At 60.1% G+C, this 16,303-nt stretch carries 16 protein-coding genes; 10 read left to right on the top strand and 6 right to left on the bottom strand.

All coding sequences use genetic code 11. The features are described 5' to 3' along the window. Nucleotides 1-4: 4 nt before the first annotated feature. Both LVY75_14045 and maiA read left to right on the top strand, forming a co-directional pair. Nucleotides 5-496 carry a GNAT family N-acetyltransferase gene (locus tag LVY75_14045; GenBank protein XAZ24334.1) on the top strand — a complete coding sequence of 164 codons (492 nt, stop codon included), beginning with the start codon at nucleotides 5-7 and terminating at the stop codon, nucleotides 494-496. 64 nt (nucleotides 497-560) lie between these two features. After that, on the top strand, nucleotides 561-1,187 hold the full coding sequence (maiA, locus tag LVY75_14040) for a maleylacetoacetate isomerase (protein ID XAZ24333.1): 627 nt from the start codon (nucleotides 561-563) through the stop codon (nucleotides 1,185-1,187). Nucleotides 1,188-1,221: 34 nt separating this feature from the next. Here the strand turns inward: maiA and LVY75_14035 are convergent, their stop codons facing one another. From LVY75_14035 to LVY75_14025, 3 genes are all read right to left on the bottom strand, one after another. After that, entirely contained in the window at nucleotides 1,222-1,740 is a 519-nt protein-coding gene (locus LVY75_14035; GenBank protein XAZ24332.1) for a hypothetical protein, read from the bottom strand. Nucleotides 1,741-1,818: 78 nt separating this feature from the next. Further along, on the bottom strand, nucleotides 1,819-2,118 hold the full coding sequence (locus tag LVY75_14030) for a pyrophosphatase (protein ID XAZ24331.1): 300 nt from the start codon (nucleotides 2,116-2,118) through the stop codon (nucleotides 1,819-1,821). 65 nt (nucleotides 2,119-2,183) lie between these two features. Further along, complete coding sequence (locus LVY75_14025; GenBank protein XAZ24330.1) at nucleotides 2,184-3,470, bottom strand: D-alanyl-D-alanine carboxypeptidase; 1,287 nt, start codon at nucleotides 3,468-3,470, stop codon at nucleotides 2,184-2,186. Between the two features lie 233 nt (nucleotides 3,471-3,703). Here LVY75_14025 and LVY75_14020 point away from each other — a divergent pair, with 233 nt between their 5' ends. Further along, nucleotides 3,704-4,738 (top strand): polysaccharide deacetylase family protein, encoded by a 1,035-nt coding sequence (locus tag LVY75_14020; GenBank protein ID XAZ24329.1) that lies wholly within the window; start codon nucleotides 3,704-3,706, stop codon nucleotides 4,736-4,738. A 5-nt stretch (nucleotides 4,739-4,743) separates the two neighbouring features. Here the strand turns inward: LVY75_14020 and pdxH are convergent, their stop codons facing one another. After that, a complete protein-coding gene (pdxH, locus tag LVY75_14015; GenBank protein ID XAZ24328.1) occupies nucleotides 4,744-5,364 on the bottom strand; it encodes a pyridoxamine 5'-phosphate oxidase in 621 nt (206 codons plus the stop codon). Between the two features lie 64 nt (nucleotides 5,365-5,428). Between pdxH and LVY75_14010 the strand changes: the two genes are divergently transcribed. The 4 genes from LVY75_14010 to LVY75_13995 all read left to right on the top strand — a co-directional run bounded on the left by LVY75_14010 (nucleotide 5,429) and on the right by LVY75_13995 (nucleotide 8,942). Further along, entirely contained in the window at nucleotides 5,429-5,887 is a 459-nt protein-coding gene (locus tag LVY75_14010) for a hypothetical protein (protein XAZ24327.1), read from the top strand. Nucleotides 5,888-6,169: 282 nt separating this feature from the next. After that, nucleotides 6,170-7,378: a DnaJ domain-containing protein gene (locus LVY75_14005; protein ID XAZ24326.1), complete on the top strand. Its 1,209-nt coding sequence runs from the start codon at nucleotides 6,170-6,172 to the stop codon at nucleotides 7,376-7,378. Between the two features lie 122 nt (nucleotides 7,379-7,500). After that, nucleotides 7,501-8,319 (top strand): enoyl-ACP reductase FabI, encoded by an 819-nt coding sequence (gene fabI, locus LVY75_14000; protein ID XAZ24325.1) that lies wholly within the window; start codon nucleotides 7,501-7,503, stop codon nucleotides 8,317-8,319. 32 nt (nucleotides 8,320-8,351) lie between these two features. Further along, entirely contained in the window at nucleotides 8,352-8,942 is a 591-nt protein-coding gene (locus LVY75_13995) for a phosphoglycerate mutase family protein (GenBank protein XAZ24324.1), read from the top strand. A gap of 16 nt (nucleotides 8,943-8,958) precedes the next feature. On the opposite strand, the gene LVY75_13990 is transcribed toward LVY75_13995, so the two are convergent. After that, nucleotides 8,959-9,219, bottom strand: coding sequence for a DUF1344 domain-containing protein (locus LVY75_13990; GenBank protein XAZ24323.1), 261 nt, complete (start codon nucleotides 9,217-9,219; stop codon nucleotides 8,959-8,961). Between the two features lie 246 nt (nucleotides 9,220-9,465). Here LVY75_13990 and LVY75_13985 point away from each other — a divergent pair, with 246 nt between their 5' ends. The 3 genes from LVY75_13985 (at nucleotide 9,466) to ribB (ending at nucleotide 15,030) form a co-directional block, all read left to right on the top strand. Then, on the top strand, nucleotides 9,466-12,639 hold the full coding sequence (locus LVY75_13985; protein XAZ24322.1) for an EAL domain-containing protein: 3,174 nt from the start codon (nucleotides 9,466-9,468) through the stop codon (nucleotides 12,637-12,639). Nucleotides 12,640-12,818: 179 nt separating this feature from the next. Beyond that, nucleotides 12,819-13,916: a chorismate synthase gene (gene aroC / locus LVY75_13980; GenBank protein ID XAZ24321.1), complete on the top strand. Its 1,098-nt coding sequence runs from the start codon at nucleotides 12,819-12,821 to the stop codon at nucleotides 13,914-13,916. Between the two features lie 10 nt (nucleotides 13,917-13,926). Next, complete coding sequence (gene ribB / locus LVY75_13975) at nucleotides 13,927-15,030, top strand: 3,4-dihydroxy-2-butanone-4-phosphate synthase (GenBank protein ID XAZ24320.1); 1,104 nt, start codon at nucleotides 13,927-13,929, stop codon at nucleotides 15,028-15,030. Between the two features lie 33 nt (nucleotides 15,031-15,063). On the opposite strand, the gene LVY75_13970 is transcribed toward ribB, so the two are convergent. Then, nucleotides 15,064-16,254 carry a winged helix-turn-helix domain-containing protein gene (locus LVY75_13970; GenBank protein ID XAZ24319.1) on the bottom strand — a complete coding sequence of 397 codons (1,191 nt, stop codon included), beginning with the start codon at nucleotides 16,252-16,254 and terminating at the stop codon, nucleotides 15,064-15,066. Nucleotides 16,255-16,303: the final 49 nt, after the last annotated feature.

Below are 16,303 nucleotides of genomic sequence, written 5' to 3'. Positions count from 1 at the left end.
GACAATGGGCGGCATTGAGATCAGAACCTTCGCTCCTGACGATGCCGACGGCGTGATTTCGGTCATCCTGCCGATCCAGCGCGAAGAATTCGGCATCGACATCACCGCCGACACGCAGCCGGACCTGCGCGTCATTCCGGATTTCTACCAGTCCGGCAAGGGCCAGTTCTGGGTGGCGGTCAAGGATGGTGCCGTCGTCGGCACGCTCGGCCTCAAGGATATCGGCAACAACCAGGCGGCCCTGCGAAAGATGTTCGTGGCCGCCGAGGTGCGGGGCCGCGAACACGGTGTGGCCGCCCGGCTGCTCGAAGCGCTTTTTGCCCATGCCGGCAAAGTCGGCGTCACCGATATCTTCCTCGGCACGACGGACAAGTTCGTCGCCGCGCACCGGTTCTATGAGAAGAACGGTTTCTCCGAGATCGCCAGCAAGGACCTGCCGCGAGAATTCCCGCGAATGGCCGTCGACAGCAAATTCTATCGATATAAGTTCGGCTGACTCAGACTTTCAGAAGGTTGTTATGCGGCTGATCTCGCGATGGCAGAATTCCGCGGGAGAGCGAGTGCGGATCGCGCTCAATCTCAAAGGTATTTCCTACAGTTACGTTCCCATCGGTTCGCTTGAAGCGGGCGAATACAATCGGCTCAATCCACAGGGGCTGCTGCCAGCCTTGGATATCGGCGGTCGTGTTGTGCCTCAATCGTCGGCGATCCTGGCTTACATAGAGGAGAACTATCCCGATCCGAGCCTCCTGCCCGAGGATCCGCTACTGCGTGCGCAGGCGAGAGGTTTTGCCGCCCACATTGCTTCGAAGATGCACTCCCTAACGGTCCAGCGCGTCCGGTATTTCTTGCAGGAGGCACTTGGCGGCGGCGAGGCCGAAGTAAAGCGATGGGTGCGCCACTGGCTGGGACTTGGCTTTGCCGCGCTTGAAGAAACGCTCGCGCAGCGTGAAATCCAGTCGCCCTTCTGTTTCGATGATCGTCCGGGCTGGGCCGACCTGCATCTGATTCCGCAGATGAGCAACGCTCGCCGTCTTGGCCATGATCTCTCGCCCTATCCCCTATTGCTCTCGACTGAGCAGCGCTGTGTGGTTCTCGACGCCTTCCGCTCGGCTCGGCCGGAGGCGCAGCCGGATTTCCCGAAGCCGGATCGCTTCGCTTCAAGTGCGTCACTCGGAACAACTTGATACAAGCCGATAGGAGTGATGACAGCAGTGACACTCACAGCACGGGCTCTTTAATGTAACGATCGATTATTGATGTCGCGTCTTTCGCGGAACAGCCCTTGATCCGATCCAAGGGAACGAAAATCGTCCTCGGCAGGATTCCCCAGGCCCATGCGAAGAGATCACTCAAAAGTTTCGGATCTGCGTCATCCCGGACGACCAATCTTAGCGTTCTTTCCGATGTGCGTGCTCGATTCACCTTGCTGATCTTGCTGATTACCCGCCAGTGAAGGCTGGCCGAAAAGCCCTGATGCTGGATGCCTTCGGGTGATAAGACAATGAGCGGTCTGCTGAAGGTGATCTTCGAAGCCCGGTAGATCGAGCGGGCGAGTTGAGCCGACATGACGACGAGCGCTAGACCGGCCATGAATGGAGGAAAGGCTTGGAAGACCAGTTCGCCGCTGGCGATCAGCGCGAGGACGATACAAATCACGGACTTGAAACCGACGACCGTCCAGTAGTTCAAGACGTTTTCCCAGATCTCCAGCTGCAAAGCGTCACCGGCGCCATCCACAGAAGCGCCTGCCGGTCCTATCCAGCGCATGCGTCTATCCCGTCTCAAAGCAGCATACGCCATGCCCTGTCAGGTCTATCAAGGCTTGAACCGCCATTTCCGCTCGATTGCGGCGGCGAGATCTACCTCGTGACGCCGAGCAAAGAGCAGGACATGGCCGAGAATATCGGCAGTTTCGTCGGCCAGGTCGCGCTCCATCTCCTCGGGCGAACGGCCTTTGGCACGGCCGCGGCCGGTCAGGCGGTTCCAGGCCTGGGTCAGTTCTCCCATTTCCTCCTGCAGCTTCAGCAGAAACCAATCGGCATCGCGCTCGATGTCATTGGCGGCGGCGTAGGCGGACGATGAGGTCTCGAACTGGTCGGCGAGCCGTTGCAGCATGACGTTCTCCTTTTGTTTATGAGGAGAGCGCCGATTCCCGAAGTTTGTCCAGAGCGAGCCGCGGCTCAGCCCTGGTTCGGCAACAGCATGCAGTCGTAGGAGCGCTTCTTCAGGGCGTCGCAGGCAGAGGTCGCGTCTTCCTTGCTCTGGAAGCCAATGAAACGGGCGCGATAAATCGCATTGGCGCCCTTGCCGACAGCTTCCGTGTAAGGCGAGGCGGAAACCAGCGGCGCACCGGCCTCGGACTGGGCCTGCGCGAGGAGCGCGCGGGCAGCATCGGCGCTCGGGGCAGCCGAGATCTGAATCTGCCAGCCGCCTGTCTTGCCGGCCGGCGCTTTCGCCGCCTTGCCGGCATTCATGATTTCGTCCATTGCCGCCGGGCGCTCAAGCGGGACAACTCCGTCGTTGGCAAAGCCAAGCGCCTTCTGTGCAGGTGCTGCTGCGTCGTCCGCAACGCGCGGCGCGTTCGCCGGCACGGGAACATCCGTCTGCTCCGCAGCCGAGGCTACCTCGACCTGCTGCTTGGCATTGATGCTTGCAGTCAAGCTGGCGCCACCGGAGGAGGCTCTGCCCATGTAGCGGTCGAACAATCCGGCCATCTTGGCATCGCGGCTGCGGGCCGTGCGGCCGCCGAGCACCACGCCAACCACGCGGCGGCTACCGTCCTTCACGGCGCTGACAATGTTGAAACCGGAGGCATTGGTATAGCCGGTCTTGATACCGTCCATGCCCTGATAGCGGTACATGAGATTGTTGTGGCCGCGGATGGTCTGGCCACGGAAATTGAAGCTCGCGATGGAGAAGAGGCGATATTCGCCTGGATAGTTCTTCATCAGCGCCACGGCGAGCGTGGACATATCGCGCGCCGTCGTGACCTGACGCTTGTCCGGCAGGCCGGACGCATTGACGAAGACCGTGCGGCCCATGCCGAGCTGACGGGCCCTCTGGGTCATGAGCCTGGCGAAATTGCTTTCCGAGCCGCCGAGCTTCTCACCCATGGCGGCCGCCGCATCATTGGCCGATTTGACGATCATGCCATAGACCGCCTCGCGCACCGTGATCGTGCCGCCCGCCTTCACGCCGAGCTTTGTCGGCGGACGGGAGGCAGCATATTTCGACATGGTGATCGGTGTATCCCAGGTGATCTTGCCGCGATTGAGCGCCTCGAAGGTGAGATAGAGCGTCATCATCTTCGTCAGCGAAGCCGGATAGTTCAGCGTATCACCGTTTTCCGAGGCAAGAACCTTGCCGGTGCGGGCATCGAGGACGAGGGAAGCGCTACCGGCGAAGGCCGCAACAGGTGCAGAAAGTGCCAGCGACGCGGTCAAAATGGCAGCCAAAAGCCTTCTCATGCACTTCCCCTCATTATACCCGGCGAGTCGCTACAACCGGAATTATGTCCCGTATTGTGACAGATGCCCATAATCTGGCGCGACTTTGAGGCAACGCCCAAGTTTTTTCCAAGCTTTTGTTTCGCTTGGTTAACAGCCGGTCAACAACCCGTTTTCCCTCCGGGATTCAGCAAGGTTTAACGGCGGCATTGGTAGCCTGTGTGACACGATTACAAAGCGGGGTCACGGAAAAAATGGGGCAGTGGAAGCGGCGGCTGAAGCGCATCGCGATCGGCAGCGGGCTGGAAGCGGCGTGGCTGGCGAGCGCTGCCGGGCTCATGAAGGAGGCCCGCGGACGCGGCGTCATCTTCACGCTCCATCATGTGCGCCCGCATGTCGCCCAACCGTTCGAACCGAACCAGCATCTTGAAATAACACCAGAATTTCTGGATTCAACGCTCCGGCGCCTGAGACGGATCGGCTATCGTTTCGTACCGCTCGATGTGGTGCCCTCCCTGTTGTCGGACCCGCAGGACGATCGCCTGTTCGCCGCCTTCACACTGGATGACGGGTATCGCAACAATCTGATCCATGCCCTGCCCGTCTTCGAACGGCATCAGGCGCCCTTTACCATTTTCATAGCGCAGGGCTTTGCCGAGGGCTCGCACAGCATCTGGTGGGAAACGCTGGCACTGCTGCTTAACCGGGAAAATAGCATCGAGTTCAATTTTGGCCGCGGCAGGGAGAGACTGGCGCTCGATACGCTCGTCCGGAAATGGGACGCCTTCGACAGGCTTGCCGAGTTTATCCACAGGCAGGACGAGAGCCACGCCCTCGTCGAGGTGGATGCGCTGGCGCGGCGCCACGGGATCGAGCCGCTCGACATTACGCGGGAACTGGTCATGGGACCGCAGGAGCTGCGCAATCTTTCGGCAAGCCCGCTCGCCAGTCTCGGCGCCCATACTATCAGCCACAGGGCACTTGCCCGCCTGCCGCATGCCGAAGCCCGCATCGAGATGGAAATCTCGGCAGATTATGTCGAGTCGATCACCGGCATTCGTCCCCGGACAATCGCTTTTCCCTATGGAACGAAGGAGGCAACAAAGGGCCGTGAAGCGGAGCTTGCGGCAAAGCTCGGCTTTGCCGTAGCCGTGACAACGCAGCCGGGCATTCCGGCAGCAAGCAAGCCCACCTATATGCCGCGTATCTCGATCAACGGCTTTTACCAGAGGTCACGCTATGTTTCGGCGCTGGCATCAGGCATTCCATTGAAACTGCTTGGGAAATAAGCTCTCTACGGGTACATCCGCACCTTGTCCCAGCCCCCCTCGGGCGTCGGCCGGCGGAACTCGATCCGGTCGTGCAGCCGGAACTTCTGGTCTTTCCAGAACTCGATCGAGGTCGGGCGGATCCGGAAACCAGACCAGTAAGACGGGCGCGGAATGTCGCCGATGGCGTAGCGCGCTGTGTATTCGGCAACCGCCTTTTCCAGGGCAAAACGGCTTTCGAGCGGGCGCGACTGCTTGGAAGCCCAGGCGCCGATACGGCTGCCGCGGGCACGCGTCGCAAAGTAGGCGTCGGCCTCTGCGTCTGTGACCAGTTCGACAGGGCCGCGAACGCGCACCTGACGGCGCAGCGTTTTCCAGTGGAAACACATGGCAGCTTTCTTCTGCCCCAAGATTTCGCGACCTTTCTGACTCTCGAAATTCGTGTAGAAGACGAATCCGTCAGTATCGAAACCCTTCAGGAGAACCATGCGGACATTGGGCAGCCCATCTTCATCGACCGTCGCGAGCGCGACAGCATTGGGGTCGTTGAGTTCGGAAGCCTCCGCCTCCTTCAGCCACTCCCCAAAGAGCTTGAAGGGCTCTTCACTTTCCGTAAAGTCACCAGCTGTTAACCCGTTTGCCGACATATTAATTCAAATCCCGAGGTTTCTAAAAACTGACCCAGCCTCTCAGACTGGGGAAGGATGCAGGGTGGAAGTCATAGCAAAGACACATCGCCATACAAAGGGTTCGCTGCGCCGCAGCGTCAGACTCTCCATCGTCGGTATTGCGATCCTGTCACTTTCCGGCTGCATGACCGGAGGGTTCGACTTCCTGAGCTCGGCAAAGGTGGATCGTTCGGTTGCGACCGGCACGGTGCCGCAGCCCGCCCCGAGCACCGATACGCTTTCCGACGAGATGACGGTGCGCAACGCCGTGACGTCGGCCGATATCCAGAAACTCGAGGGGCAGCCGCTTCCCTGGGCGAATGCCTCGACCGGCAGCGCCGGCGTCATCGACACGATCGTCGAGAATAATGATGCCGGTCAGGTCTGCCGGCAATTCCGCACGACACGCCATTCCTATGTCGGTATCGCCAAATTCTACGGCAAGACCTGCCTTGTCGGCGGCGGAAACTGGCAGCTTCTGAGCTTCCAGCCGGAAAGCTGATCCGCTCCTTTACCCGTTTTGCGGCGTTGGCCACGCTGAAACTTCAGGGTTAATGCGGCGTGCCGATTCGCTTCAATGTTTAGTGAAAGACTAACCATTAGCTGCAAAACACCCCATATCCAGCTTCGGAAATAAGAAGTGATTAGCAACTCTCCCGCACGATCGGCCGACGAGCGTGCTTTCCTGTCGTGAACCGGGAGGCGCGTCATGAGTTGAGATTCGGATTCCGGGGAGCGCCACGAGGAAGATGCCTCCCGGATTGCGACAGCGGCGGTGCGAACAATGCGTGATCCATATAAGGTTCTGGGCGTCAAGCGCGACGCGGATGCGGACGAAATCAAGGCGGCCTGGCGCAACATGGCCAAGGCCGTGCATCCCGATCACAATCAGGGCGACCCCACGGCCACCGCGCGTTTCGCCGAGATCGGCCGCGCCTATGAAACACTGAAAGATCCGCGAAAGCGCAATCTCTTCGACAGCGCCGTACGCATGGCTGAAGCAAAAAAGCAGGAGCAGACGATCATGCAGCAGCGTCAAGCTGCGCGTGAGGCTGCCGCCCGCGCCAAGGCCGCTCAGGCCAATGCCGAGCGGGTGATGGAAGAGCTCGCACGCGCCAATGCCAATGCGCAGAAGGCCGCAGCGGCAGGTGCCAAGCAGCAGCAGGCAGGCTCGACCGAAGCGGCAGAAGAGATGGTCGAGCGCATCTTTGGCGCACAAGCGACCCGCAGCGCCGGCGCGCAGGCGCAACCGCAGGCACAGCAAGCATACTCTCAGCAGGCGCACTCCCAGCAGGCACAGGCCAAGCCGCATGCAGCGGAGGCGGCCAGGCAGCCGGAACAGGAGACAGCAGAATCCGAAACCGCCAGGGCGGAGGATGAGCAGACGGAGGCCACGACCGGCACTGGCGTCAACATGTCCCTGCCGCTCAGCCTTCTGACCTCGCTGGTGCGCCGCTTCACCGGCACCGGTCAGCCGGGCCCTGAAAAAGCACCGGATGAGGTGGCAACCGCCACCGTGACGATCGAAGACATCATGAGGGGCAGCTGGACGACGGTTTCCCTTCCGGAAGGCCGTGAAGTCGGCTTTGCCCTGCCAGCCGGCACGACCGAAGGCCATCAGGTCCGGCTCAAGGGCCAGGGGTTCAAGTTGCCGGGCATGCAACGCGGCGATGCCGTCATCAACATCCATATCGCGCCCGATCCGAGATTCACCGTCGATGGTTTCGACGTGCATGCCGTCTTGCCGCTCAACATCGAAAACGCAGTGCTTGGCACCGAAGCGCGCGTCGATGGTCCGCAGGGACCGGTCAATGTAACGGTCCCCGCCTGGTCCGGTTCCGACAAGACGATCCGTATTCCCGACCAGGGGCTGCCCAACGACAGCGGTGGAAAAGGCGATCTCGTCGTCGAATTGCGCATTATGTTGTGGGAAAAACCTGACGATAAGGTCACCGATCTCATGCGCAGCATGCGTGAAGGGCTATTTTTATGAAATTTTGGTGACAATCGCACCCTTTGTTACGATGCCTAACAGTTGATGATCTTGGGCCTGCTTGAACCGATTAACGGCCTATGCCATAGGCAGGATCATCAGAATTCCTAGGGAAGCGAAATATGGCTCAAGCATCCGGCCTCATGGCAGGCAAACGCGGCGTCATCATGGGTGTCGCCAACAATCGTTCGATTGCGTGGGGTATTGCCAAGGCCATTCATGCGCAGGGCGGAGAAGTTGCATTCACCTATCAGGGCGATGCCCTGAAGAAGCGCGTGGAGCCATTGGCTGCCGAAATCGGCGCCGTCATGGTTGGCCATTGCGACGTCAGCGACGAATCCACGATCGATGCCGTTTTCGAAAACGTCGAGAAGCTGTGGGGCAAGATCGATTTCATCGTGCATGCGATCGGTTTCTCCGACAAGGACGAGCTGACCGGCCGTTACGTCGATACGACGCCTGACAATTTCACTAAGACCATGCAGATCTCCGTCTACTCCTTCACGTCGGTCGCGCGGCGCGCCGAGAAGTTGATGACGGAAGGCGGTTCGATGCTCACCCTCACCTATTACGGTGCTGAGAAGGTGATGCCGAACTACAACGTCATGGGCGTTGCCAAGGCGGCACTCGAAGCGAGCGTCAAATATCTCGCCGTCGACCTCGGACCGAAGAACATCCGCGTCAACGCCGTTTCGGCAGGCCCGATCAAGACGCTTGCGGCCTCCGGCATCGGCGATTTCCGCTACATCCTCAAGTGGAACGAGTATAACGCGCCGCTGCGTCGTACCGTGACCATCGAGGAAGTGGGCGATGTCGGCCTATACCTGCTCTCGGACCTGTCGCGTTCCGTGACGGGTGAAGTGCATCACGCCGACAGCGGCTATCATGTCATCGGCATGAAGGCTGTGGACGCGCCTGATATTTCCGTCATCAAGGACTGAGCGTCCTTACCTGCAAAGCGGAGCCGATCCCCGTGCTTATCTATGTGATCAGACACGGCCAGACCGACTGGAATGCGGAACGCCGCCTGCAGGGCCAGAAGGATATTCCGATCAATGCGATCGGCCGCGAACAGGCAAGACAGAACGGGATCGCCCTTGCGGCGGTCCTGAAGGGCGAGGATACGGAATTCGATTTCGTCGCAAGCCCGCTCGGGCGCACGCGCGAGACCATGGAGATCATGCGATCAGCCATGAGGCTTCCGCCCAAGGACTATCGAACCGACGAACGCCTGGTCGAAGTCTCCTTTGGCGACTGGGAAGGCTATACGATAAAGCAGCTCAGGGTCTCTCAGGCCGAGCGAGTGACGGAACGCAACATCAACAAGTGGGATTTCATTCCGCCGGGCGAGGATGCGGAAAGCTACGAGATCATGTCGTGGCGAACAGGCGCATGGCTGAATTCAGTCGACCGGCCAACCGTTTGCGTCACCCATGGCGGCGTCATCAGAAGCCTGTTCAAGCTAATCTCCAACCTTCCCAAGGATGTCGCCTCCGAAGGCGAAATCCCGCAGGACCGGATTTTGAGGATCGAGACGTCGCGAGGCCAGATCGGCTGGATCTGATCCTGCAGATCCTTGCTTACTTGACGATGTCGAGATCGTTGATGACGCGCTTGCCGTCGACTTCCGTATAGAAGATCACAACCTTGACGCCGGCCTTCAGGCCTTCGAAATCGAATTCCTCGGGCGCCTGATAGGTCTTGCCGTCATCCAGCGTCAGGACGAGATTGGTAGTGTCGACCTTCTTGATCGTCGCCTCGACATCGGCACTCTCGGCAAAACTGCTCATGGGCGAAAGAAAATTTGCCGTCGCCAGAAGCGTAGCAATAACGAAACGCATGTCGGCAATCCCCTTTAAGCGCTGCCATGGATATCGAGTGGCCACAGATAAACTCCTGAATATGGCGAAAATTGCCCGGAAGAATGGCTTTCGGCGCCCAATTGATGAATAGGATTTTACGGATAATCAAGAGGCCCGTTTAACCGTCTTTTTCTCTCTGTTTACGTGATTTAGCGGCCGCGAATGCGCGCAATCGTAAATTAACCCCTGCCCCCTAAAGTCGGCGCGAATGTAGGGGTGTGTGATTTGCAATTCCGGCTGAGCAACGGCAACCAGCTGCGGCGTGTTCTGAAGAATACGCGCGTCTCTCTGCTGGTTTCCGCCATCGTGGCCATCGTCGTTATTGCCGTCGGCTTTGCACTCGACCGCGCGAATACTGCTGCCTATCTGCGCGAGCTGCACATCCGTACTGAAAACGAGACCAACCTGATCCGTGCCCGCGTGATGGCGCAGATCAATATGGATATTACCGCCGTCCGCGACCTTTCCAACCTGATCTCGCTCAGCACGCAGACGAACGAGGCGGAGATGGAGCGGCAGATCAACTGGCTGCTGATCCAGAACCCGCATTTCATCAATATTGCGCTCGCGCCCGATTTCATCGTCAAATCGGTTTATCCGGCGCAATCCGACAAGGACCGAATCGGCAAGGATGTGCGCGAGCGGCTGATGGAGCGCATGTCGATCAGCCGCAATGCCGGCGACCAGTCGGCACGCTTCTACGGCCCCTTCAAGACGACGGATGCAGAAAACGCCTTCGCGATCTTCTTTCCGGTTTTCGTCAAACAGAACGGCCAGCGCCGCATCTGGGGCGCCGTCGAGGTGGTCATAGACCAAAACATGTTCTACGAGTCGACCGGCCTGATGCCAGCGCGCAACAGCGAAAATCAGGAGCGCTATCCGCATCTCGACCATCTGTCGATCGCGGTGCGCGACATCGGCATTCCGAATGAGACGGCTGCGCCCTTCTTCGGCCCCGCCAATATTTACGAAAAGGACCCGCTCCGCCGCAAGATGAGCTTCGCGGGCGGGCGATGGGAACTGGCGGCAGTGCCGAACGACGGCTGGCACGCGGTTCCCGGCAATCGGCATGAACTGCGATTGATCATCGTCGCCGCGGGCTGCGTGATCATCATCCCGATCTTTTTCGCGACCCTGCTGCTCGGCGAACGCAACCGTAACATCACGCAGCTCGAGGCCCGCGAAGCCAAACTTCTCGAACTGTCGCAGCGCCTTAACCTGGCGCTGGAATCTTCGCGCATCGGCATATGGGAGTTGCAGGAGAACGCCACCAACCTTTCCTGGGACGCACGTGCATCCACCCTTCACGGCCTAAAGTCGATCGAAGGCAGCCGACCGCTGGAAGTGTGGCTTTCGACGATCGTGCCCGAAGACCGCGAAATCGCCGAGGTTCATTTCTTCGGCTGCAGCATCGCGGGAGAAGCCTGCACCGCGCAGTACAGGGTGATGCGGGAAGACGGCCGGATCCGCCACCTGCGCTCCATCGGCGCCTTCTATACGGATGCCGGTGGCACGGGAAAAACAATCGGCATCGTCTGGGATGTGACAGCCGATGCGGAAGTCACCAACACGCTTCGCCTTGCCAAGGAAACGAGCGAGCTCAAGAATGCCGAGCTGGAACTCGCGCTGGAAGAACTTTCGAGCCGCGAGGCGGAGCTTTCCGAACTCTCCGGCAAGCTCGACCTCGCGCTCGATTCCTATCAATGCGGCATCTGGGAGGCCATTCTCGGCAAGCGCGGCTCGATCTGGGACGAGCGTATGCACGAGCTCTACGGATTGAAGCAGAGCAATGCCTTCGTGACCGAAGATGCCTGGCTCTCCTGCATCCACCCCGATGATCGCGGACTGGCGCTCGAAAGCGCCCGGCATTTCAAGCAAGTCGGAGACACTCATACGCTCGTCTGCCGCGTGCCGGATGAAAATGGCGGCCTGCGCTACGTGCGTTCCGTCGGCAAGGTGCATCGCACGCCGGCCGGCGAGATGAAGATCATCGGTATCGCCTTCGATTCGACCGAGGATGCGTTGATGACGCTGCGCCTCAAGGCCGCGAAGGATGAGGCGATCACCAAAAACATCGAGTTGGAACTCGCCAAGAACAGGATCGAGCACAACTCCCTGCACGACCCGCTGACCTCGCTCGCCAATCGCCGCAAGCTTGATATCGCACTGGAAAACCTGACGGATGCCGGCCGCGGCGAGCGGCAGAAATTCGCGATCCTGCATATCGACCTCGACCGCTTCAAGGAAATCAACGACACGCTTGGGCATGCAGCCGGCGACGCGATGCTGGTACATGCCTCACGCGTGCTTTCAAGAAGCCTGCGCGACAGCGATGTCGTTGCCCGTATCGGCGGCGATGAGTTCGTCATCCTCTCCTTCGACGTGGGCGATAAGGAGATGGCGGAGCTTGCCGGCCGCGTCATCGAGGAAATGCGCCAGCCGATCGATTTCCAGGGCTTTCCCTGCCGCTGTGGTGTGTCGATCGGCATTGCGCTGGCGAACGGCATTCATGTCGACGCCCGCAAGGTCCTGATCAATGCCGATATCGCGCTCTACCGGGCCAAGAGCCTCGGCCGCAACCGCTTCGAATTCTTCAACCACAATCTGCAGGCCGACATCATCAACAATAAACGCACGGCTGATGAAATCCTCGCCGGGATCGACAACGGCGAGTTCACGGCCTGGTACCAGCCGCAGTTCAGCGCCCGTACGATGAAGCTGACCGGTGTCGAGGCGCTGGTGCGCTGGCGCCATCCCTCCAGGGGCTTGCTCACGCCGGACAAGTTCCTGCGCATTGCCGACGAGATCAATGTCGTGCAGACGCTCGACCGCATCGTGCTGGAGACCGCTCTGCGCGACAAGATGCGCTGGGCGGCACAGGGCATCTTCATACCGAAAATCTCCGTCAACGTTTCGGCACGGCGCCTGCATGATGGCAGCCTTCTGGAATCGCTCGAAGGCCTGCAGATCCGTCCCGGCGAAATTTCCTTCGAGCTGGTGGAATCCATTTTCCTCGATGAAAGCGAGGACGTGGTTTCGCATAACCTCGAACGGATCAAGGCACTCGGCATCGATATCGAGATCGACGATTTCGGTACCGGTCATACGTCGATCGTGTCGCTGCTCAAGCTCAAGCCAAAACGGCTGAAGATCGACCGGCAGCTCGTAAAGCCGATCGTCGCCTCCTCGCAGGAGCGGGCGCTCGTCAGTTCCATCATCGAAATCGCCCGCTCGCTCGGCGTGGAGACAGTGGCCGAGGGCGTCGAGACGCTCGCCCACGCAGAATTGCTGCGCGATCTCGGTTGCGATCTCCTGCAGGGTTACGCCTTCGCACGCCCCCTCTCCTTCGATGATTTCGCCATCGAGGCGCGCGGCACGGCTTGGCTGCTGGCATCCTAGAGCGCTGTGCATCCATTCGGACGCACGAAGGCAAACTTCCGAAATACCATTTCCCCGATCGCACCATCGGGCGCAAAGAAAGGCTTTTGCCTGAACGTTTTTTTGGCCTATGAGTGTCGCGCCTTTTTGAGTAATGGCGCGGCCGGTGACGACCGGCTCCGCGCACCCGGCGGGAACACATGTCGCACAATACATTCGGTCATCTCTTCCGTGTAACCACCTGGGGCGAAAGCCACGGGCCGGCGCTCGGCGCCGTCGTCGACGGCTGCCCTCCGGGACTGCGCTTCAAGCTGGAGGACCTGCAGGTCTGGCTCGACAAGCGCAAGCCCGGCCAGAGCCGTTTCGTCACCCAGCGGCGCGAAGACGACCTGGTAAAGGTTCTCTCGGGCGTGATGATGGATGCCGACGGCGAGACGATGATTACGACCGGCACGCCGATCTCCATGCTGATCGAAAATACCGACCAGCGCTCCAAGGATTACGGCGAGATCGCCCGGCAGTATCGCCCCGGCCACGCCGACTATACCTATGATACGAAATACGGCATCCGCGATTATCGTGGCGGCGGCCGATCCTCTGCCCGCGAGACGGCAGCCCGCGTTGCGGCAGGCGGCATTGCCCGGCTCGTCGTGCCCGGTGTCACCATCCGTGGCGCGCTGGTGCAGATCGGCAAGCACAAGATCAACCGCGCCAACTGGGACTGGGATCAGGTCGGGCAGAACCCGTTCTTCTCTCCCGATGCCGAGATCGTGCCCGTCTGGGAAGAGTATCTCGACGGCATCCGCAAGGCCGGCTCTTCGATCGGCGCCGTCGTCGAGGTGATTGCCGAAGGCGTGCCGGCCGGCCTCGGCGCACCGATCTACAGCAAGCTCGACCAGGATATCGCTTCGCTGCTGATGTCGATCAATGCCGTGAAGGGCGTGGAAATCGGCAACGGTTTTGCTGCCGCCGAAACGAGTGGCGAGGACAATGCCGACGAGATGCGCATGGGTAACGACGGCAAGCCGATTTTCCTGTCCAACAATGCCGGCGGCATTCTCGGCGGCATTTCGACCGGCCAGCCGGTTATTGCCCGCTTCGCCGTCAAGCCGACCTCATCCATTCTCACCGAACGGCAATCGATCGATGCCGACGGCAAGAATGTCGATATCCGCACCAAGGGCCGTCATGACCCCTGCGTCGGCATCCGTGCCGTGCCGATCGGCGAGGCGATGATCGCCTGCGCCATTGCCGACCACTATCTTCGCGACCGCGGCCAGACCGGCCGGCTGAAATAGGACTTGTCCCATGCCTTATGACCAGAAGCGTGTTGTCGATGCCATCAGGGCCTTCGAAGCCGGCGAGATCGTTGTCGTCATGGATGACAATGATCGTGAAAACGAGGGCGACCTGATCGTCGCCGCCGTGCATGCGACGCCGGAAAAGATGGCTTTCATCGTGCGCCACACGTCGGGCATCGTCTGCGCGCCGATGCCGAAGGAAGAGGCGAAGCGACTGAACCTCAACGCGATGGTGGCGGAAAACGATTCCGCGCACACCACCGCCTTCACCGTTTCCGTCGACTTCAAGCATGGTACGACGACGGGCATTTCTGCCGACGACCGCACGCTGACAGTACGCAACCTTGCCAACCCGAATGTCGGCGCGTCGGATTTCGTCCGCCCGGGCCATATTTTCCCGCTGGTCTCCCGCGAAGGCGGCGTGCTGATGCGCTCCGGCCATACGGAAGCGGCAGTCGATCTCTGCAAGCTTGCCGGCCTGCCGCCGATCGGCGTCATCTCCGAACTCGTCAATGACGACGGCACGGTGACCCGCGGCCCGCAGGTCGTGGATTTCGCCGAGCAGCACGGGCTGAAGCTTCTGTCGGTCGCCGACCTCATCGCCTATCGCCAGCGCAAGGAAACGCTGATCGAGCTCGGTTCGAGCTTCGATATCGAAACACCGTTCGGCAAGGCCAAGGCGCACACCTATTCGCTACCCTGGGATCCGATGCAGCATCTCGCGGTCGTCTTCGGCGATATCAGGGATGGCGTCGATATTCCAGTGCGTCTGCATCCGGAAAACGTCGCCGACGATCTGTTCGGCAAGCGCAAACCGGTCGACTTCTACATGCAGAAGATCGCCGAACAGGGCCGCGGCGTCATCGTCTACCTGCGTGAAGGCTCCGTCGGCGTCGGCCATTACGACAATGGCCGCAAGGCCCGCAATCAGGGCCGCGAGGCCCATGTCGAGGCACAGACACGCGATAGCGAATGGCTGGAAATCGGCCTCGGCGCACAAATTCTGAAGGATCTTGGCGTCAGCTCCATCAAGCTTCTGACCAGCCGCGAGCGGCACTATGTCGGCCTGGAAGGTTTCGGCATCAAGATTTCCACCACCGAGATCTGCTGACCGGCGATCCCTTCTGCTCTCAAGGAGAGGGGATCATCCTTTCCAGCCGTCCAGATAGACGACTTTCTCTACGCCGGCGAAACGCGCCAGACGCTCCAGTTCTGCCTCCAGCTTTTCGAGCCGCCCGGCGGATGTCTTGACACGCGGTTCCAGCCATAGCCTTTTGACGTCCAGCGTGCCGTTCTTGCGGTCGGCCTTCATGTCGATACGGCCGATGAGCCTGTCGCCTTCCAGGAGCGGAAACACGTAGTAGCCATATTCGCGCTTCGGCTCCGGGACGAAGATTTCGATGCGGTAGAAGAAACCGAACAGTCGCTCTGTCCGGTTTCTGTCCCGGATCATCGGATCAAACGGGCTGAGCACCCGGATTCGCGGCGGTGCTTCCGGATAGTCATCGAGCGTGCCAAGGAAATCGGCTGAAGCCCAGGAGGAACGTGGCTTGCCGCCAAGGGCCGGTTCGATCAGCACCTCGATCAATTCATCCCGATGATCGGCCACCCACGCCTTTGCCTCATCCGGCGAGAGCAGGTCCCAAAAGGCTGCGATTTCGCCGTGGGTGGCAAAGCCCAGACGGGCAAGCGCGCTGCGGCACGCCCAATCGACGAATTCCTCGCGGCTTACCACCGGTTCGTGGAATTCGGCAGGGATGACGCGCTCGGCGAGATCATAGATCTTCTGGAAATTGGAGCGGCCGGCGATCGCGAATTTGCCGGTGCGCCAGAAATATTCGAGCGCCGTCTTGTTCGGGTGCCAGTTCCACCAGCCGCCGGAAACATGCCCGTCCGCCTTCATGTCGCGCGCCAGAATCGCGCCGTTATTGACTACCCGTTCAAAGGTCTCCTCGAAGGAGGCTTCGAAGCCTTCGCCACGCCATTTGCGCCAGCGCTCGATGATTGCCTTCTCCTCGTCGAGGAACTTGTGCTTCCAATATTTGAAGAAGGCGCTGGGCAGGATGGAGGCATCGTGCGTCCAGTGCTCGAAGAGCGCGCCATCCTTCTCCAATAGCGCGGTCAAGTGTTCGCGGCGGTAGGTCTGGTTGCGGGAAAAGAGAATCTGGTGATGGGCGCGCTCCACCGTCTGGATACTGTCCACCTGCACGAAGCCGAGATCATGAATGAGGTCCAGCAGGCCGGCCTTGGTCAACGCGCGGTTCGGAGGCGCGCTCAGACCTTGCTTGGCGAGAAAGATACGGCGGGCATCGGAATTGGAGAGCAGATTCGTCATCCAGCCATCATAGCGCGGAAAATCTTCCTAGCCACCCGATACGATATTC

This window comes from Sinorhizobium sp. B11, from assembly GCA_039725955.1.
Classification (GTDB): Bacteria; Pseudomonadota; Alphaproteobacteria; order Rhizobiales; family Rhizobiaceae; genus Rhizobium.
Note: the sequence above shows the minus strand (reverse complement) of the source record. Positions and strands in the feature narration are given on the sequence as shown.